Origin of the sequence: Cohnella sp. AR92 (assembly GCF_003990975.1) — a bacterium.
Classification (GTDB): domain Bacteria; phylum Bacillota; class Bacilli; order Paenibacillales; family Paenibacillaceae; genus Cohnella.
This window is the reverse complement of record NZ_RZJR01000010.1, coordinates 255191-273146: the sequence shown is the minus strand read 5'-3', so window position 1 is coordinate 273146 and position 17956 is coordinate 255191. Positions and strand designations below refer to the sequence as shown.

Annotated in this window: 31 protein-coding genes; 29 read left to right on the top strand and 2 right to left on the bottom strand. The window is 39.1% G+C overall.

The window, feature by feature from the left end; genetic code table 11:
• Positions 1 to 194 (bottom strand): transposase (locus ELR57_RS18605; RefSeq protein WP_192896592.1); only part of this gene is annotated, 194 nt, incomplete at its 3' end.
• A gap of 304 nt (positions 195 to 498) precedes the next feature.
• Here ELR57_RS18605 and ELR57_RS18600 point away from each other — a divergent pair.
• From ELR57_RS18600 to ELR57_RS18490, 22 genes are all read left to right on the top strand, one after another.
• Positions 499 to 759, top strand: coding sequence for a hypothetical protein (locus tag ELR57_RS18600; RefSeq protein WP_126960576.1), 261 nt, complete (start codon positions 499 to 501; stop codon positions 757 to 759).
• A 344-nt stretch (positions 760 to 1103) separates the two neighbouring features.
• The gene (locus ELR57_RS18590) at positions 1104 to 1580 is read left to right on the top strand and encodes a DinB family protein (RefSeq protein WP_126960575.1); all 477 of its coding nucleotides are present in this window, start codon (positions 1104 to 1106) and stop codon (positions 1578 to 1580) included.
• Positions 1581 to 1647: 67 nt separating this feature from the next.
• Positions 1648 to 2448 (top strand): GNAT family N-acetyltransferase, encoded by an 801-nt coding sequence (locus tag ELR57_RS18585; RefSeq protein ID WP_126960574.1) that lies wholly within the window; start codon positions 1648 to 1650, stop codon positions 2446 to 2448.
• Positions 2449 to 2507: 59 nt separating this feature from the next.
• Positions 2508 to 2930, top strand: a complete 423-nt coding sequence (locus ELR57_RS18580) for a GNAT family N-acetyltransferase (RefSeq protein ID WP_126960573.1) — start codon at positions 2508 to 2510, stop codon at positions 2928 to 2930.
• A gap of 9 nt (positions 2931 to 2939) precedes the next feature.
• Positions 2940 to 3269 (top strand): low molecular weight protein tyrosine phosphatase family protein, encoded by a 330-nt coding sequence (locus ELR57_RS18575; protein WP_192896595.1) that lies wholly within the window; start codon positions 2940 to 2942, stop codon positions 3267 to 3269.
• A 95-nt stretch (positions 3270 to 3364) separates the two neighbouring features.
• Positions 3365 to 3766 carry a hypothetical protein gene (locus ELR57_RS18570; RefSeq protein WP_126960571.1) on the top strand — a complete coding sequence of 134 codons (402 nt, stop codon included), beginning with the start codon at positions 3365 to 3367 and terminating at the stop codon, positions 3764 to 3766.
• A 14-nt stretch (positions 3767 to 3780) separates the two neighbouring features.
• Positions 3781 to 4407 carry a class I SAM-dependent methyltransferase gene (locus ELR57_RS18565; protein ID WP_126960570.1) on the top strand — a complete coding sequence of 209 codons (627 nt, stop codon included), beginning with the start codon at positions 3781 to 3783 and terminating at the stop codon, positions 4405 to 4407.
• Positions 4408 to 4576: 169 nt separating this feature from the next.
• Positions 4577 to 5212, top strand: coding sequence for a hypothetical protein (locus ELR57_RS18560; protein ID WP_126960569.1), 636 nt, complete (start codon positions 4577 to 4579; stop codon positions 5210 to 5212).
• Between the two features lie 123 nt (positions 5213 to 5335).
• A complete protein-coding gene (locus ELR57_RS18555) occupies positions 5336 to 5806 on the top strand; it encodes a hypothetical protein (protein WP_126960568.1) in 471 nt (156 codons plus the stop codon).
• A gap of 42 nt (positions 5807 to 5848) precedes the next feature.
• Positions 5849 to 6235, top strand: a complete 387-nt coding sequence (locus ELR57_RS18550) for a hypothetical protein (protein WP_238162593.1) — start codon at positions 5849 to 5851, stop codon at positions 6233 to 6235.
• Positions 6236 to 6367: 132 nt separating this feature from the next.
• Positions 6368 to 6637 carry a hypothetical protein gene (locus tag ELR57_RS18545; protein ID WP_126960566.1) on the top strand — a complete coding sequence of 90 codons (270 nt, stop codon included), beginning with the start codon at positions 6368 to 6370 and terminating at the stop codon, positions 6635 to 6637.
• 221 nt (positions 6638 to 6858) lie between these two features.
• Positions 6859 to 7500 (top strand): nucleoside deaminase, encoded by a 642-nt coding sequence (locus tag ELR57_RS18540; protein WP_126960565.1) that lies wholly within the window; start codon positions 6859 to 6861, stop codon positions 7498 to 7500.
• Between the two features lie 83 nt (positions 7501 to 7583).
• Positions 7584 to 7745, top strand: coding sequence for an NUDIX domain-containing protein (locus tag ELR57_RS28355; RefSeq protein ID WP_238162592.1), 162 nt, complete (start codon positions 7584 to 7586; stop codon positions 7743 to 7745).
• A gap of 131 nt (positions 7746 to 7876) precedes the next feature.
• Positions 7877 to 8371: a GNAT family N-acetyltransferase gene (locus ELR57_RS18530; RefSeq protein WP_126960564.1), complete on the top strand. Its 495-nt coding sequence runs from the start codon at positions 7877 to 7879 to the stop codon at positions 8369 to 8371.
• Positions 8372 to 8387: 16 nt separating this feature from the next.
• A complete protein-coding gene (locus ELR57_RS18525) occupies positions 8388 to 8810 on the top strand; it encodes a GNAT family N-acetyltransferase (protein WP_126960563.1) in 423 nt (140 codons plus the stop codon).
• 37 nt (positions 8811 to 8847) lie between these two features.
• Positions 8848 to 9189 carry a cupin domain-containing protein gene (locus ELR57_RS18520; protein ID WP_126960562.1) on the top strand — a complete coding sequence of 114 codons (342 nt, stop codon included), beginning with the start codon at positions 8848 to 8850 and terminating at the stop codon, positions 9187 to 9189.
• Positions 9190 to 9191: 2 nt separating this feature from the next.
• Positions 9192 to 9572 carry a VOC family protein gene (locus ELR57_RS18515; protein WP_126960561.1) on the top strand — a complete coding sequence of 127 codons (381 nt, stop codon included), beginning with the start codon at positions 9192 to 9194 and terminating at the stop codon, positions 9570 to 9572.
• Between the two features lie 150 nt (positions 9573 to 9722).
• Positions 9723 to 10283 (top strand): pyridoxamine 5'-phosphate oxidase family protein, encoded by a 561-nt coding sequence (locus ELR57_RS18510; protein ID WP_126960560.1) that lies wholly within the window; start codon positions 9723 to 9725, stop codon positions 10281 to 10283.
• Positions 10284 to 10286: 3 nt separating this feature from the next.
• Positions 10287 to 10985 (top strand): MBL fold metallo-hydrolase, encoded by a 699-nt coding sequence (locus ELR57_RS18505; RefSeq protein ID WP_126960559.1) that lies wholly within the window; start codon positions 10287 to 10289, stop codon positions 10983 to 10985.
• Positions 10986 to 11018: 33 nt separating this feature from the next.
• Positions 11019 to 11498 (top strand): DUF1572 family protein, encoded by a 480-nt coding sequence (locus ELR57_RS18500; RefSeq protein ID WP_126960558.1) that lies wholly within the window; start codon positions 11019 to 11021, stop codon positions 11496 to 11498.
• A 22-nt stretch (positions 11499 to 11520) separates the two neighbouring features.
• Positions 11521 to 12231, top strand: a complete 711-nt coding sequence (locus tag ELR57_RS18495) for a metallophosphoesterase family protein (RefSeq protein ID WP_126960557.1) — start codon at positions 11521 to 11523, stop codon at positions 12229 to 12231.
• 15 nt (positions 12232 to 12246) lie between these two features.
• A complete protein-coding gene (locus ELR57_RS18490; protein WP_126960556.1) occupies positions 12247 to 12963 on the top strand; it encodes a glycoside hydrolase family 25 protein in 717 nt (238 codons plus the stop codon).
• Between the two features lie 349 nt (positions 12964 to 13312).
• Here the strand turns inward: ELR57_RS18490 and ELR57_RS28350 are convergent, their stop codons facing one another.
• Entirely contained in the window at positions 13313 to 13570 is a 258-nt protein-coding gene (locus ELR57_RS28350) for a hypothetical protein (RefSeq protein WP_238162591.1), read from the bottom strand.
• Between ELR57_RS28350 and ELR57_RS28660 the strand changes: the two genes are divergently transcribed.
• The 7 genes from ELR57_RS28660 (at position 13502) to ELR57_RS18455 (ending at position 17956) form a co-directional block, all read left to right on the top strand.
• A complete protein-coding gene (locus ELR57_RS28660) occupies positions 13502 to 13741 on the top strand; it encodes a YcxB family protein (protein ID WP_370452300.1) in 240 nt (79 codons plus the stop codon). The two genes, ELR57_RS28350 and ELR57_RS28660, sit on opposite strands and share 69 nt — an antisense overlap.
• A gap of 36 nt (positions 13742 to 13777) precedes the next feature.
• Positions 13778 to 14212 (top strand): GNAT family N-acetyltransferase, encoded by a 435-nt coding sequence (locus ELR57_RS18480; RefSeq protein WP_126960554.1) that lies wholly within the window; start codon positions 13778 to 13780, stop codon positions 14210 to 14212.
• A gap of 112 nt (positions 14213 to 14324) precedes the next feature.
• Positions 14325 to 15152, top strand: a complete 828-nt coding sequence (locus ELR57_RS18475; protein ID WP_126960553.1) for a class I SAM-dependent methyltransferase — start codon at positions 14325 to 14327, stop codon at positions 15150 to 15152.
• 1 nt (position 15153) lies between these two features.
• Positions 15154 to 15837 carry a haloacid dehalogenase type II gene (locus ELR57_RS18470; protein WP_158630066.1) on the top strand — a complete coding sequence of 228 codons (684 nt, stop codon included), beginning with the start codon at positions 15154 to 15156 and terminating at the stop codon, positions 15835 to 15837.
• An 11-nt stretch (positions 15838 to 15848) separates the two neighbouring features.
• Entirely contained in the window at positions 15849 to 16667 is an 819-nt protein-coding gene (locus ELR57_RS18465; protein ID WP_126960551.1) for a VOC family protein, read from the top strand.
• 14 nt (positions 16668 to 16681) lie between these two features.
• Positions 16682 to 17416, top strand: a complete 735-nt coding sequence (locus ELR57_RS18460; protein ID WP_126960550.1) for a cytochrome c oxidase assembly factor Coa1 family protein — start codon at positions 16682 to 16684, stop codon at positions 17414 to 17416.
• Between the two features lie 114 nt (positions 17417 to 17530).
• Positions 17531 to 17956, top strand: coding sequence for a hypothetical protein (locus ELR57_RS18455; RefSeq protein ID WP_126960549.1), 426 nt, complete (start codon positions 17531 to 17533; stop codon positions 17954 to 17956).

The following is a 17956-nucleotide window of genomic DNA, read 5'->3' as shown; positions in this document are numbered from 1 at the left end:
TTACGGCTGTTGCTCGTCTGCTTGTTCTGCATGTCATGCTTCTCGTAGCCAAGATGGGTGTCCATCTCGGCCTCAAGCATCTCCTGCAGCGTTTCTGCAAACAAGTCCTTCAAGGCATTCTGTGCGTCCTGAGCGGTAACCAGATTATTCTCCTTGATAAACGATCTGAGCTGCTCCTTTGACCATAATCCCATGTGTGCTCCCAACCTTTCTAGTAATTCCATTTTAGTAGGTTTGAGAGTTTACACAAAGTATTTTACAGACTCGCTCCTCGGTCACCCGAAGTGGAATGGCAGGGGATAGAATCTTGCGGACACATCCGCACCGACTAACCGCACCGCGGCCGGCTCCTGGCGGAGCCTTAAGTCGATGGGACATCGTGGATACACGAACGTTGTACGCAATTGCACAAACACATAATGTCACAAAAGCATGAAACATTTTCCAGTTACACTCGTATCTCGCTGTAATCATCTAATTAATTCTAAGAGGTGCGAAATGAAATTAATTGAAATCATAAGAATGATGATCTATAAGCTAGTTTTTTATTATCAGAAATTTCAGGTCATGATTCTCTCCATTTTTGTAGTTGGAATTGCCGATTATTTTATACTTTATGAGATTTTCGTTGCTGCATCTTCGTTACTTCTTGTAGAGCTTGGTCCAGTTATCATCATTGTCTTATCAGTTATCATTATTAGAGGTTCTATTCGATTCTATAAGAAGACAAAAGAAAACAAACATTTGCTAATCTTTTAATTGTTAAGGAATAAGGTCGGATAGATTTAATTCAGTAGGGTAATACAAATGAATATGTATCTCAGGAAGTGTACAACAGCGTTAATATTCACGCATTGGGCATTTTATTAATTAGACTTAGGAATGTATTTGGTAGTTGGAGAACTGCTATAGAAGAATCCAATGAATCAAAGCTTACTACAAAACTTCAAGGATATTTTAATGCTCCTTGGTGGGGAGTGGTTTCTAATTTGTGTATTCATAATGCCTATCATATTGGTCAAATAATGTTATTAAAGAAACAAATCAGGGTTAAATGAATAAGTTTGCTCTTAGCGCTTACTTGAAAATAGGAGGGGTTTGAATTGAAGGAAGTGATTAAGGAGTACGCCTTAGGATACACCATGCTTCGGGATGTCATCGAAGGTTTGACAGAGGAAGAGCTTCATTACAAACCTGCTCCGGACAAATGGAGTATTCATCAGATCCTCATACATGTGACAGATTCAGAGATCTCGTCAACATCACGACTTAAAAAAGTCTTGGCGGAAGATGAACCGACTCTGAATTCATTTGATCAAGAAGCATGGGCGAAAAACTTGGGGTATGATTTATTGGATCGCGAACAGTATCTTCTTCTGTTCAAATTGCTGCGTTCTAGTATGCAGACAATCTTAGACAATCTAACTAGTGAACAAAGTGAGCGAGTGGGGGTGTATGCTGATCAGGGGCGGTTCACATTCAAACAATTGCTGGAATACCGCGTCGATCATGTCCGAGGCCATCTTGCTCAAATTGAAAGGGTAAAGAAGGCATATCAAGAGAATCAATTAACCAATTAACCTATTTTATTAATGGAGAACGATAGTTGAAAAACCTGTAGATAGGTAACTTCAAGGAGGATATTAAATGCAAGAGTTAGATCAAGACGATTTTCAAATCATAAAGCCATTGCTCAGGGATGGCCATTCACACCCGGAGGTCGTATCCATAATCGAGCATAATAATCCAGGTTGGATATTTGTAGATCAAATTATCCATCTAAAGAGTGCTTTAGTATGGAGCAAGGGGATAAAAGGTTTTTACCTCATAGGTGACCATACAAATGAAGCTTTTGTACGGAATTTGGATAACTTTATAAAGAGAATAGTTGAACCAAGGATGAAAGAACTTTCATTGAACCATTTCGAAGTATCCGGTAATCATGAGGGATGGAAGTTGGAATCGATATTCTCCACAAGGAAGTTATACAATTTTGAGCAAATGGTTTTGAAATTAATGAACAAACCACAAGTAATAAGAAGTAATGAGATAGAAACAATCAACCTTAAGACATGTGATTGGAAGAACCAAGAATTTCAGAACAAAGAATTAATTGAAAGTCATCTTGAAACATTCTGGACATCAATAAATGACTTCAAGAAAAAGGGATTTGGTTATGCTGCCGTCAAAGAAAATGAAATAATCGGTGTATGTTACTCTAGTTTTGTGACACAGGATACTCACGCAATTGGAATTGAAACAGTAGCATCCTCACAAAACAAGGGCGTTGGGACGGGTCTTGGAAGCCTATTGGCTGAAGAGATTTACCGAAATGGATTCTCCCCTTATTGGGATTGTTCAATTGATAACGAACCATCGAAGAAACTTGCAGAACGGATAGGTTTTACTCCAATACATCGCTATAGTTGTAGCGGTTTTGAACTATAATCTATCAAATAATTGGAAACCACAGATGCTAATTACATTATGAAGACAAGGAGCATAGCATGAACATTACATATTCTGAATCTGTACCTCCAATAGAAGATTATATAAACTTAATTGAGAGTACCGGCTGGCAAGGGATACTTACTAAAGGTTCAAATAAACTGAATGAGTCAATTATGAATAGTTGGTATTGTGTATCTGCAATTGATAATGGTGAGACCGTTGGATACGGACGAATATTATCGGATGGAGTATTACATGCAATAATTTGTGACTTAATTGTATTGCCGACTTATCAAGGAAAGGGCATCGGATCATCAATCTTAAAACAGTTATTACGAAAATGTCATGAGAATGAAATTTTAATGATTCAATTATTCGCAGCGAAAGACAAATATAATTACTATAAGAGATTTGGATTTGAAGAACGTCCTGCGGATGCACCGGGAATGAGATGGATGAAGAACGATAATAAGAAATAGGTGAAAATCATTAAACTACTCTTTGTCTGCAGCCGAAACAAATGGCGAAGTTTAACAGCTGAGAAGATTTTTGATGGATTTAATGGATATCAAGTACGGTCTGCAGGAACCGAAGAAGGCGCAAGGATTAGGGTTACTGAAGGACATATTGGTTGGTCTGATATGATTTTTGCAATGGAGAAAAAGCATATAAGAAGGCTAAAGGATAAATTTTCAAACACACTAATTGGGAAGCAATTGATTTGTTTGAATATACCTGATGATTTTGAGTTTATGGATGAAGAATTAATAGAAATATTGAAATCGAGAGTTTCAGATTATATAGAAGTGCCAGAATAAAGATTTAGGGTAATCAATTAGAGAACTGAAATGCGGGAAATTAGGCGGACACAACCGCACCAAGATGATAGATAAACGTCAATAGGAGTAATTAGATGGCTAATTTTAATTTGAGAAACTCAAAGGCTTTAAATAGATATATTATTCTAATTTTTCTTATTTTGAGTATTGGATGTAGCAAAGAAAATTTGAAATTTGAACATCAGAATTGGATTGAAGCGAAAGATAATGCAAGTTGGAAAATACGAAAATCAATGGCTCAAGACCTTATTAATCGACAACTACTAGAGAACATGAATAAAAACCAAGTAATTCGTCTATTAGGGGATCCAGAGACATTCGCTGATGTTCCTGAGAATGAGATGTATTACACAATAGAAGAGAAATACGGGTACGATATTGATCCTATTAGGTTGGAGTATTTAATTGTAAAACTAAAAACGGAAGAAAAAGTTGTTGAAAGCTACTATCGGAAAGTAGTCTTGGACAGAACCTAATTGGAGGTTGTTCAATGAGAGATTATTGGAACAATAGATTTAATAATGAAGGTTATATCTGGGGAGAAGAACCTAGTAAAACAGTAATTGACGCAAAGAGGTTATTTGCTCTAAATGATGTTAAGACAATATTGGTACCTGGAGCTGGATACGGAAGAAATACGAAGATATTGTCCGATACCTTTCAAGTCGACGCAATTGAAATATCAACTGAAGCAATAAATCTTGCGCGAGAGTGGGACAAAAGAAGTTATTTTATAGAAGGTTCCATTTTTGAATTATCGACATCTAATAAATGCTATGATGCCATCTATTGTTACGATTTACTGCATTTATTCGCTCAAATAGAAAGAATCAAATTGATCGAAACGTGTGTCCAGCACCTTAACAAGGGCGGGTTATATTATTTTACTTGCTTTTCAAATGAGGATGAGTCATTTGGTGTAGGACAAGAAATCGAAGAAAATACTTTTGAATATAAAAAGGGAAAAATCTCACACTTCTTTAGTGAAGATGATTTAATCAGACATTTCAAAGAGACAGAAATAATAGAAACTGGGAAAGTCGAAGAAGTATTCGAATACTCGGATAACAGCATTAGAACTTACAAATTAAGATATATTTATGGGCAGAAGAAATAATAAGTAGTAGAACCGCATAAGACGGCAACATCAGCTAACAACATATCCACGCTTCAGAACTTTTCGGCTCGCGGCCGGCTGCTGGCATAGATTTTAGTCGTTGGGATGTCGTGGATACAGTAACCGTTATGCGACATACGCTATTTCAATTTTTAGGAGTGATTCGAAGATGCTTGTTTTAAACAAACGCTTGCAAGCAATATTGGGTGATTTGTTTGTATTCTATCATGCGTTCTTTAAATGGAGGGCAGTTAAAGAAAATCATGAGAAAGTATCGTTTACATATCATAAAAGTAGTCTATATTTTTTCATATTCTTAGCACTTATTCATGAGCAGGTGCTAGAATTTATTGCTTTTCATTTCTTGTTGAAGGATCGGTTTTCAGATTCCTTTATCATGATATTACAAGTAATTCATATTTACGGAATTATTTATTTGATTGGGGATTATAACTTAGTCCGTAGAGGTCGAATAAATATTCAAAGTGACAAATTATTGATTAATGTAGGAATAAGAAAATCAATAGAAATAGGAATTAACGAGATAGAATCAATAAGAAAAGTTAAAAATGAAAATGAATTATTTCAATCAACTAAGAGTTTTTGGGTAGTTGCCACACCAATAATTTGTCACAAGTTAATTGGATTTAAGGATGAGATCAACTGCCAAATAACTCTTAAGAAACAAGTAAAGGCATACGGGTTTCTTGGAATTACTCGAAATATAAAGCATATCAATTTGTCAGTAGACAATTGTAATGAGTTCGTCGATGAACTGAACAAATTGAAGATCTACAATGGTTGAGAGCTGCTTCAAAAAGAGTGTAGGTCATATTTCTATCATATCCACGCATCGGAGCCAAGCCTTAAGTCGTTGGGGGCGTAGATACGGAAACGTTATGTGAAATCCTTGCAAAGGATGAGACAATTGAAAATCAAAACAATCATTGTTCTGACTTTAATTATCGTACTATGCGGTTGTAATTCTAAAGAACAATTACCGAACGACAATATGTTTAAGTTGGATTTTGAAATACCTCAAAGTGTTAAAGGAGGTCAAGAGTTTGAAGCAAAAGCATTTATAACGAATGAATCAAAAAGGAAATGGAATATTACTCATGGAGTTGATATCTTTACTTTCGAAATAAGAAACAAAGATGGACAAATAGTAGAAAATAACGGAATGATAGTCGTGGTAGGCTTAGGAATATCAACTAAGTTACTTCCCGATAAACAATACTCGTATATGGATGCAAATTCCAAACAGTTTCGAAGGATTTCAATATCAGAACATGGTAAGTACTACATAACTGCAAGAGCTAATTTTAGAATAGAAGAGAATGAAACTACCAAGGAAATTAATCTAAGATCCGAGCCAAAGGAAATAATAATTGAATAAGTTTTCGGAAAAGGCAACAAAAATACATAGGAGCTGAAAATAATGAAATCGCCTGGAGGATCTGAATATCCTTATTACTATAAAGGCGGAGAAATTCATTGCCTTAAATACGGAAGTAAGTATAAAGATCAAGAAAAACTATTCGAAATAATGAGACAAGAAGAAGAGTTTATTAAACTAACAAATAAAAAACATAGAATATGGATTGATCTGTACAAGACTACGACAACAAACAAAGTTCGGCAGGAATTAGTACAAAATCTGATTAACATGAATGAACAAATCATTAAAATCTCTTTTGTTGGGCTTTCTGGATTTAGTAAATGGAGATTAAAGAGAATGTTGAAGAGGTCGGGAATCAGTTGCCCAATATCATTTTATTCGGACCCAGAAGATGCAAAAACATGGCTAGTTAACGAAAGAAAGTGAAAGACGGCATTGACATCTTATAACTAAATATTCACGCTACGGTGGCGCGAAAAGCGATTGAAAGAGAAACTGAATCAGCGATTATCGGCTCAATCGAAGCCGGTATAGAAAACAATAATTTGAGGTGATCCAGTGGAGCTCGTATTAAAAGAAATTAAAGAAGAAGAACTACCTGTTCTACAAAATTTATTCGAATTTGTAGCGTACGATCTGTCAGAATTCAATAAAAGTAATATTAAGCCAAGTGGAATGTTTGAACCTAAAATCAGTGCAAAAGAATTATATAATGACAAGAATTTTTACATATTTTTAATAAGGGTAGAAGATCAAATTGCTGGTTTTATCATTGTGAAGTACTTACCAGAAGAAGAGATATATTATTTGAATCACTTTTTATACTAAGGAAATTTAGGAATCAAAAAATTGGAAAGAAAAGTGCGAAATTAATTTTTGATAGATTTATGGGTAGATGGCGTGTGAGTGAGTTCGATTGGAATTTACCTGCACAGAAATTTTGGAGATTCGTATTAGAAGACTATACAAACAATAATTATGTAGAGGCTAGAAGAGCTGATAATAAAGGACCGTTACAAGAATTTATAAACCATTAAGGAGAGCAATTCATGTGGGAGGACATTTCAAGACCATGGCAACTTGCATTTATTGAGGCATGGAATGCCTATTGCAATGGATCGATTCCTATAGGCTCCGTCCTAACAAATTCTTCTGGTGAGGTAGTCTATCGAGGAAGGAACAGAATTTATGATGATTCTGCACCAATTAATCAGATTTGTTCAAATCGTCTAGCTCACGCTGAGATGAATGTTCTATTGCAAGTATGTAATGAAGAGTCGAAGTTGCTTCCAAACTATACCTTATATACAACAACTGAACCATGTGTTCTATGTTTCGGAGCTATTGTCATGTCTGGGATTCGTCGAGTTCGGTTCGCATCCACTGACTCTTTGGCTGGTGGAGCCAACTTAAATACATCCAACAATAGCTTTATTTTATCCCGAAACATTGACGTGCAATGTGAAGATAATACTTTAGGGAGCATCCAAAAAGTTCTGCGTACTGATTATTTGTTACGACAGCAAGACAAAGATAGAGCAGAGAAACTTTTGACCTATGAAATCAACGATTATCCTCAGGCAGTCGAGTTAGGAAGGAGATGGCATATGTCAGATAAGCTATTAAAGGCAAAGCAAAGTGGGGCAGGAATTAACACTATTGTCAATGAGATTTGCAACGAGATTAATTAGATTATCAAGATCGATAGGGGGAACCAAATATTCTTAATAGTAGAATAAGACCAACAGCCCTCGTTATTAAAGAAGATTCTATTTTGTTAATTGAATACAATTCAAACAAACGAGGCGTTCATTATTTCTTGCCTGGTGGTGGAATAGAACAAGGAGAAACGATAAAAGAAGCATTAAAGAGAGAAATGATGGAAGAAGCAAATACCGAAGTGATTATAGAATCTATAGCGCTAAACAGGGGTTAAGTGGATTCCGTTGAATAACTTAAATGAAATCAAATTAGTTCCAAACATTGCAGATAAGATCATGAAATACAAAAATGAAAAAATTCAAATTGAATTAATTGAAGATCATCTTGCAAAGGAATGAGATACCGTTGACCCATTTGACTTTTGAAGAGATCACTGAAAAGCACCTTATTGACATTAAAGAAATCTATAATTACTACGTCTTGAATACCACAATATCGTTTCATACAGAGGAATTGGATATCGACCAAATCAAAGCGTCGGTAATGAACAAGAATCCCCGTTATAAATCTTACGTAATCATTGATGTTAAAGAAATAGTAGGTTATGTATTGATAACTCAATTCAAGAGTAAACAAGCCTATGATATTAGCGGTGAGGTTACCATTTATTTAAAGCCCAACTGCTTAGGACAAGGGATTGGAAAGCAAGCATTGATATTTATTGAGGAAGTTGCCAAAGAACAAAAATTTAATAGCTTAATGGCAACGATTTGTATGGAGAACACTAGAAGTAAATCATTATTCGAGAAGAACGGATATGAACAATGCGCTTTATTTAAAGAAGTAGGATATAAATTTGAAAGGAAATTAGACATTGGAAGTTTCCAGAAGATACTGTAATAAAGGAGAATGACCAATGATTCGAATCTCGCAATCGGAAGACTTCGAGCAAGTTTTTCAACTTTTCCATCAGCTTTGGCCGGGGAAAGAATTAAATCATTCGAAGCTAAGGGAAATCTTTGATAATAGTTTGACCACAAAATCGAATATCCTTTTGAGCGCGGTTGAACAAGAAATCGTGGGGTTTGGGTCGATGGTTATTCTTAATAATTTCTGGCAAGAGGCAAGAATAGGCTATCTGACAACTCTAATCGTAGATAATAAATACCGAGGTAAAGGGCTAGGCAAGAAATTAATAAATACTTTTTGTGAGATCGCTAAGAATAATGGATGTACAAAGCTTGAATTGGATTCAGGCTTCCATCGAGCTCAGGCCCATGAATTTTATGAACGAAATGGTTTTGAGAGAAGAGCCTATTTATTTTCTAAGAATCTATGAAATCCTCGCTATTTTTGTATCCAAAGGAGTTGCTTAAATGCACTCATTTAATCTATTTGAATTAATAGCTGAACATGAGAACGATGAACAACTCTATTATGAGTTTCTGCGTTTTCCCGCAATGAGTTCCGGAATTTATCGGTTATCCGTGGGGAGCACAGACCTGCAACAACCCCATTCGGAGGATGAATTATATTACATTATTGAGGGGAAAGCGATACTACAAGTAGAGGAAGAAGAAATTCAAGTGAAACCAGGGTCGCTCGTATTCGTTGAAGCTTACAAAAAGCATCGCTTCACCACTATTACGGAGGATCTCAAAATACTAGTTATCTTTGCGCCAGCGGAATATTCTCTTCGAAAAATGCAGGGGGAGTAAAAATGAACATGAATCGGTTGGATCATCTCGTTTTGACGGTCGCCAATATCGAAGAAACATGTGACTTTTATTCTCGAGTGTTAGGAATGAGAGTTGTCACTTTTGGAGAAGGACGAAAGGCGCTGCAGTTTGGACAACAGAAAATAAATCTACATGAAGCAGGCAAAGAATTTGAACCCAAAGCAAGATCTCCATTGTCCGGATCTGCCGATTTATGTTTTATAGCGGATGTTCAAATGCCATCCATATTAACTCATCTAGAGGAGTGCAAAATATTCATCGAGGAAGGTCCGGTAAGAAGAACGGGAGCATTAGGACCGATAACTTCTGTTTATTTCCGAGATCCGGATGGGAATCTGCTGGAAGTATCTAATTACGAATGACAGGGTAATGATACATTTGTTGGAATACAGGTCCGTTCATCATCCGATGGCTGGCCTGTTATTTTTTGTGCAATTCTTTAAAGCAGATCTATATGGGTTTGGTATATAATACCATTAAGTATCTACCCAAGTACCCAAGAGGTGATTGTAATGGGAACCACTTATCCATCCATTTTGCCTGAGCACGAAGCATTCATTAACAACCAGAAAATGTTCTTTGTCGGAACCGCCGCATCTAGCGGACATGTGAATATTTCGCCGAAAGGCCATGATGTATTCCGAATGTTATCGCCCAATCGAGTTGCCTATCTTGACTTGACAGGAAGCGGGAACGAGACGAGCGCGCATCTCACTGAGAATAATAGAATAACGTTTATGTTTGTCTCGTTTGAGGGGAAGCCTTTGATCTTACGGTTATATGGCAATGGCAGAGTAGTATTGCCTGGATCTGAGGAATGGGATGAATTTGCACGACTATTTGAGTTATATCCAGGGTACCGGCAAGTGATCGTCTCGGATATAGACATTGTAAAGACTTCATGCGGATTTAGCGTGCCGTTCTACTCCTATGAAGGGGAGAGGGATACACTGATCAAATGGGCCCAAAATAAAGGCGAAGAGAAATTACAACAATATCGCAAAGAGAAGAACTCCACCAGTATGGACGGATTTTTAACGCCGATCGGTGCGGAGTTTATTGAGGAGTCTTAAAACATGCAGCTCTACGCGGTGAAGTTTGGCGAATCAAGCTTGCAGACCAAATATATTTACAAGGATGCCGTATCTGATGATTCAACGTCAATAGCCTGGTCTTATTACGTTGCGAGATTCAACACCAAAACGATATTGTTCGACGTTGGTTTTCGGGATCCCATGATCGCGAGAGATTGGGGCATTAAGCTTTTCAATCTTGATGATGAAATCCATCAGATAGGAGACTTGAATCAGGTTGATGTGATCTTCATTACCCATAGCCATTTCGATCATATCGATAATATCGATTTGTTCCCTAACGCGCAGATCATCATCAGTTATGCGGAGTATGGGCATGCCATGAGTAATGGAAGTCCCGCGATAAAAAGCAGGCTTGGGAAAGACAACGTAATCAAAGTGGAAGATGAGCTGATTTATGAGGATACCTTTCTTTTCAAAGTTGTAGGCGGCCATTCCGTCGGTTCATCCGTTGTCTACTTTGAACACAATGAACAGAAGTACGTGATTACGGGGGATGAATGCTATACGCGCGATAATCTAACTCAGCAAATACCAATTGGCATCTACTCCGATACAAGGAAAAACGAAACCTTTATCCATAATGCTTATCGCGATGGTTGGATTCCGCTGCCGTATCATGACACTAGCTTATTTCAAACATACAAACGAATATCGAATCATATTGTTCAGATCTTATAGGGAGCAAGGAATATAGGAGGAAATTTCGATTACATGGATGAGATCAAAGAGCTGCTAATTGCAAAGTTTAATGAAATCCTGAGAAGGACTTTATCGGTCATCGATCAATTAGGGGATGAAGAGCTAAACTGGCGTCCTAATGAATCCAGTAATAGCATTGCCAACTTAATCGTTCACGTTCAGGGGAATGTGAAGGAGAGAATTCTGAATGGAATTCTTCACAGAGGATTGACAAGAAATCGAGACGCGGAATTTGAAGAATTGTATAAATCTAAGGATGAATTAATCGAAATCACTAAAGAAACTTATCAAACTATTGTTGATACCATCGGCAATATGCCGGAAGAGACATGGAAGAAGACTCAGTTGGTAAGGAACAAGGAAAGAACGAATCTAGACATGATCATCCAATGCGCAACTCATTTCTCGGAACACTTAGGCCAGATGATGTACATTGGCAAACTAATTAAAGATAAGGATTATGTCGTGACATCCATACCGAAGAAAAAATAACCGATGCAGGTGACCCATGAGCATGAACAGAACGATAATGATAAGCGACATTCATGGATGTCTTGTGGATCTGGACCAACTGTTGAATACCATCTCGTTCGATTCGAGAGTGGACCAACTTTTTTTGCTGGGCGACTTTGTCGATCGAGGACCGAACAGCAAGGAAACCGTAGAACGAGTCATGCAATTGGTGCAGCAGCATCATGCCATTGCATTACGCGGGAATCACGATCAGAGACTGGTGGATTTAATTAGGAATTCCAATAAGGATGTTCGGAGAAAGTTCCTTGAGCACGGGGGACTTCAAACGATTCAAAGCTATCTCCACTCGGAAGTGTTAGAACTCAATGATGATGTTCTAGACTCGGCAACCGACTATATTGGTAAGAACTTCATGGATCACATTCGTTTCTTGGAAAATCTTCCACTCTATTACGAGGATGATTCCCATATCTATGTTCATGCAGGGCTGAATCCCAATTATCCGAATTGGAGAGAACAACCCGATTACGATTTTATGTATATAAAAGATGAGTTTATCTACTCGAGGATGAGGTTCGACAAGCCCGTCGTCTTTGGCCATACAAGAACGAGCGATATTCATGGATCTCCTGATGTTTGGTTCCAAGAAGACAGGATTGGGATCGATGGAGGGTGTGCGTACGGCCTGCAATTGAATGGTTTGATTTATGAGAATGGCACGTACAAGACCGTTAAGGTTGGTAGCCGATAAGGGCGTGAGCAAACGTTGAATAGAAGGAAATGGTTAAAGCTCTTTCTTATCTTATTGGCCGTATTGATTCTGTTCGGAGTTCTAGAGTATAGAGGTGTTATCTGGCATAATAACCTGTTTGCCAATAAGTATAAGGTTAGAGGAATCGATGTCTCCCACTATCAATATCAGGTGGATTGGAAGAAGGTTGCCGAGAAGGATAAGTATCAGTTTGCCTATAGCAAAGCTACGGAAGGTCAAAATTATACGGATTCTTATTTGGAGGAGAACTGGAGAAACGCGCAGGAAAGCGGATTGTTGGTTGGGGCTTATCACTTTTTTACAACTCAAAGCACGGGAAAGCAGCAAGCCGAACATTTTATAGAGACCGTCCCCAACATAGAAACCAGCTTACCTCCGGTTATTGATATTGAGATTGCTACGAATAAGGACGTGCAGCAGATTCAGAAGGAAATCACGGATATGAGCGAAAGCCTTGAGGGCTATTATCATCAGAAACCCATTTTATATGTTACCTATGACACCTATAACGAATACATAAAGGGCGAATTCGCTGATTATGATATTTGGATTCGCGACATTCTAAAGCGCCCCAAGCTAAAAGGGCAAAGGGAATGGACATTGTGGCAATTCAACAATAGAGGAAGAATACCAGGGATTAAGGCTTATGTAGATATAAACGTGTTCAATGGAGATCAAGCGGAATTCGATTGGAAGTTCAAGCATGAATGAGATTGTTAAAGATGTGGAGTGGGGATGAGTATGATCTTTGTAATAATACTCCTATTTTTTATTCTGATTTCACTAAGCAGCATCTATGTTGTCCAAAAAAAACAGCTCGAGAATCAAGAAAGAATAATCGCTCGTCTTGATATTCTTTGGAAGGAAATGAATAACAACTTGAATCACTAACAAAACCGCTAAAAGGATGATAACACTGACAACGAGACAACTGACCATAAAAGCTAACATAACAAGCAATGACGTGTTTATGTTCCAGATTCATTTTCTAATTCGTCAATGGTATATCTGGCCTATCTCATTTGTATTTGTCTTCGCTATTGGAACTATCATTTCGCGATTATTCGCTGGCGAACTTTCGGAAGTACCCGCCCAAGTTTGGTTCTTCAGCTTCTTCTTTATCTTTATCCTGGTTTTCTTCTTCATTAACGCTAAGAGAAGCTACAACAATAAATTTATACAAGAAGAGAAGACCTACACGATAACGGAAGAATACTTCCTCTTGCAGACCGCTTCGACAACTCAAAGGGTGCTTTGGCAAGATTTTACGAAGTATATCGTTACCAAAAAGAACGCCTACTTGTTTATAACCAATCAATCGGCACATCTTATTCCCTTGAGCGGACTCGCTTATGAGGATTTGGTCTTTCTACTCGGAATCCTTAAAGGAAATGTTACAAAGCAGAAGAAGGGTTGCTTATTCACGCTAGCAATCTGTCTTTTGGCGTTTTTATTATTGGTCGGGTTGGTGCAATTTTTTGTCAGTTGACGGGATATCTTGTCATGTCTTAGGGGGCGTTTATACGTGTCTTTCCGAATAAGAGAAGCTGCGGTAAAGGATTGTTTAGCATTGAGCCGGTTGATGACTCAGCTGCTAAATAGAGAGATTACCGAGAATGTAATGAAGGATAGGTTGGAGTTCATTGCACGAAGCCCTTACGATTCGTTATATGTTTATGAAGAGGATCTCAAGATCATGGGCACGTTAGGATTTAGGATCCGCGAGAATATCGAGGACATAGGGCGATATGGAGAAATATCCGTTATCGTTGTCGAGGCCGAGGCCAAGAGAAAAGGAATTGGTAGAATCTTAATGGACTATGCAGAAGAGCTCGCCAATCAGCATCAATGCAAAGGGACTTGGCTAGTGACCGGCCACGGAAGAGTGAATGAAGCCCATAAATTCTATAAGGAGCTCGGCTACCAAGATACCGGAGTTCGATTCGTAAAGCACTTCTGAGCGTGGAAATAAACGGTTGGGGACGCGTTAGGGAAATCCTACAGGATGAATTCAAGATATTCCGGTCGAGATCAAGGTTTGCAGACTGTAGGGGATTAAAGGGGGATTAAGAATGAATAAGGTAGTTGATTACTATACCAGCTTTGGTGACAGAGAATGGAGAAGATTGGATCGGGAACCACTAGAATTCATCATTAATATGCATTACATCCGGCAGTATCTTCCTGCATCCGGCAGAATTCTGGATAACGGTGCTGGCCCTGGAAAATACACGATGGAATTAGCCAGGAGCGGGTATCAAGTAACGTTATCCGATTTGACTGACAAAATGGTCGAGATCGCTAGAACCAAGTCAAACGAGCTTGGGTTACAGGACCAATTCGAGAACTTTCTTGTATTAAATGCGACTGAGCTGCGGGGCTTGTCTGATGAATATTTTGATGCTTCTCTGATGTTAGGTCCTCTCTATCATTTGCAGAACGAGATTGATAGATCCCGTGCTGTCGCCGAGTTAAATCGTGTAACCAAGAGAAATGGAACTGTCTTTGTCGCATTTAGAAGCCGAATTAATCAAGTCATTAATTCTTTGGTGAGTCCTGAAGTGTGGCGACCTAATAACACGATCGACGAGATCAATCGATTTATACAATCAGGTAATTTCAATCATAGCGATGAAGGCCGATTTACCGGAGCTTACTTTTACAACATTGAAGATATCAATCCGTTCATGGAAGAGCATGGATTTGAGTGTATTGACTTAATCGGCTCCACCAATATTGGAACCGCTATTCAACCGGAGCAGTGGGAGTATTGGAAGAGTAAGGGGGATTATCATAAACTTATCGAGTTGTTGATCCGTGTGGCAAGAGAACCGTCTGTTTTAGGAATGTCATCCCATTTACTGTATGTTGGTCGTAAGATTAATAATAGGGGTATATAGGATGGGAGGAATAAAAGCGATTATCTTCGACGCATACGGGACGCTATATGACGTGCAGGGTACAATGGGACAGAAGTTTAATGACGTGTTTCCCGGCAAGGGAGAATCCATCAGAGAGATTTGGCGTGCGAAATATCATGAATACAATTTATTCCGTTCCGTCACGAATCAATACAAGGATTTCTGGAAGGTCACGAACGATGCTCTTACATACGCGCTCAAGCATCTAAAGATCGAGGCTTCCGATTCTACTGGGCAAGAAATACTCGAGCAATATTTTCAAGTCAAACCATTCGATCATGTTGCAGAGGGTTTAAGCGCGCTGAATTCGTATAACAAGATGATTTTATCGAATGGTACGTTAGAGATGCTAAACAAAATGATCATCAACTCGGGCTTGCAGGAGCATTTCCTCTACATAGTCAGTTCGGACGAAGTGAGCAATTATAAGCCATCCATGACCGTATATGAGTTGGCTCGTTCTAAACTTTCGCTAAATAAAGACGAGATCCTTTTTGTATCCTCCAACGCTTGGGATGCGGCGGCTGCCAAGATATATGGCTTCAAGGTGTGTTGGCTGAACCGCAGGAATGCCGTATTTGAAGAATTGGATGGCAAGCCAGATCATGAAGTAAAAGATTTATCAGAGCTAGCGGGAATCCTTCATCTACTTTCTAATCATTAGGAGGAATAACCATGTCAAACGCCTATTCCCTGCCTAATCTTTATTTCGATGGTCAGTTTATCGACGTCCTGTGGGATAACTTTGATGATGCAATAAAGTGGTTCGAGACGAATTTTGCCTGGCAGGTGCAACAACAAGAGAACTGGAAGGTCGATCCCAGATGCCTGCATGGAAGAATGACGAATATGAATTGGGGGACATGGTTCGTCTCGTATCTAACGAATTCACGATTGCCTCATCATTACGCCGAACGAGGATCGGTAGAATCGAATATCCGTTTATGCTTCCGCGTTAATGACATAGAGGAGCGGTATGACTCGTTGGTGGAAAAGGGTGTCAGGGTTTCTCCAATATACGATGGGCCGCTTACTCGATATGTCGATCTCTGGGCAACTGCCGAAGGAATCCGGATTACCCTACAGGAGGATCGATCCCTCCAGAGAGATGAATTGTTGCCTTCCTGGGTAAGAGTCGGAGTAAGCAATCTTGCGGATTCCGTTGAGTGGTATAGGAAGTACATGGGAATGTCGCTTGTAGAGGATAAGAGTGAGCAGGGCTACATGCTGATGAAGCTGCATTTAAATCATCAAGAAGGTGACTCTCTCTGGATCATTGAGCAGTTGCCGGAAGAAGCCTATAGAGGAAAGGTCGACGGTCAGGTACAGCCGATCTGTTGGATAAAGAATAGAGAGGATTTCTTCGCTTACAGAGAGTATTTGCTTGCTTCCGGCATCGAGACGTCTGAGGTCGGAGGTTTTCAGACTCGAGGAATGGTGAGCTTTCACTTCTATGATATCGATGGTAATCGCTTTAATATCAGCAGCATGTAAAAGGATGGATATCTTTGGAGCAACTGCAGAAGCCGATTATTCTCAGAAGAGCAGGCGCTTTTCTGATCGATCACTTTATTTTAACTTTCTTGCTGACAAGCGTAGTCTTTTTGGTTATGGATTTTGATCATTTCGATGCTTTTTCGATGGTTAGTTTCTTAATTCTTATGGTTGGCGCCTTTGTTCTCTATTGCTGCAAGGATGTAATTAACGGCAGGAGCATAGGGAAACGAATCTTTGGGCTTGGGGTAAGGGATGACAGCTATCAGGTGCCTAAAGCGTGGAAGCTGATTGCAAGGAACCTTACGACCTTCATGTGGCCAATCGAATTGATCTCCGTATTGGCTAGTCAGCAAAAGAAGAAGTTAGGAGATCGAATGGCCGGCACGAACGTCTATATGATAAAGCAAAATAAGGGGAAAGTCGGAGCGGTCATTTCGATTCTACTGTTGGTGGTCGTTTTTGCCGGTTCCTTGTTCTTCGGGATCATTCAACTGATGAAACAGAGCGGTTCCTATAAAGCAGCTACCCATTATCTTAAGGCCAATTCCGAATTGAAAGAGCTCGTAGGAGATGACATCTCTTTCGGTTATTTCCCTATGGGCAGCATCGAGTATTCGAACGGGTACGGCAATTCCGAGCTGACCATTAAGGTCAAGGGCAGCAAAGATTCCCTATCCGTGCATGTCATTCTTCATAAGGACCCGAACAGCGAGTGGAGCGTTGACAGGGTAAGGTACGAGGAGTAAGCGGCACGGCTGGGGAGAAGGAGGGCTCAAGGTGATCGGTCCCATTTTCCTAAGGGGAGAATTAATAGAGAGGTTCCGAGAGCATATAAGCGAAACTGAACGCGGAGGTGGAAGATGAAGCATTCCGATAAAGATCGAGCGGAGAGCGAAGTCATCATCAGCTATCTGGCCGATAAGAAACAAACCTTTGCAGAGAAAAAATTGAGTAAGAAGATGCTGATGGCTCTGATCATTAGCTGCGTTTATCTTATCTCGCTTGGCTCCATTTACACGGAATACTTCCTTCCAATTATTGGGTATGGTGCATTGATCCTTATGTTTATGTTCCTATTGATCATCCCTTTATCCTTCGTTACCGAGCACAAAGCCATTCGCAAGAAAGTTTATCAAATCCCGTTGGCCATTGTCCTCCAAGTAATCATCCCAACACTATTAGTTCTGGTAACCGATAGTAGCTATGGATTGATTCCATTTTCCGTACTTTTGGTCTCATTGATCTTTATGGTTTGCGATTTTGTTTTTGTGAAAACGATGAAATAG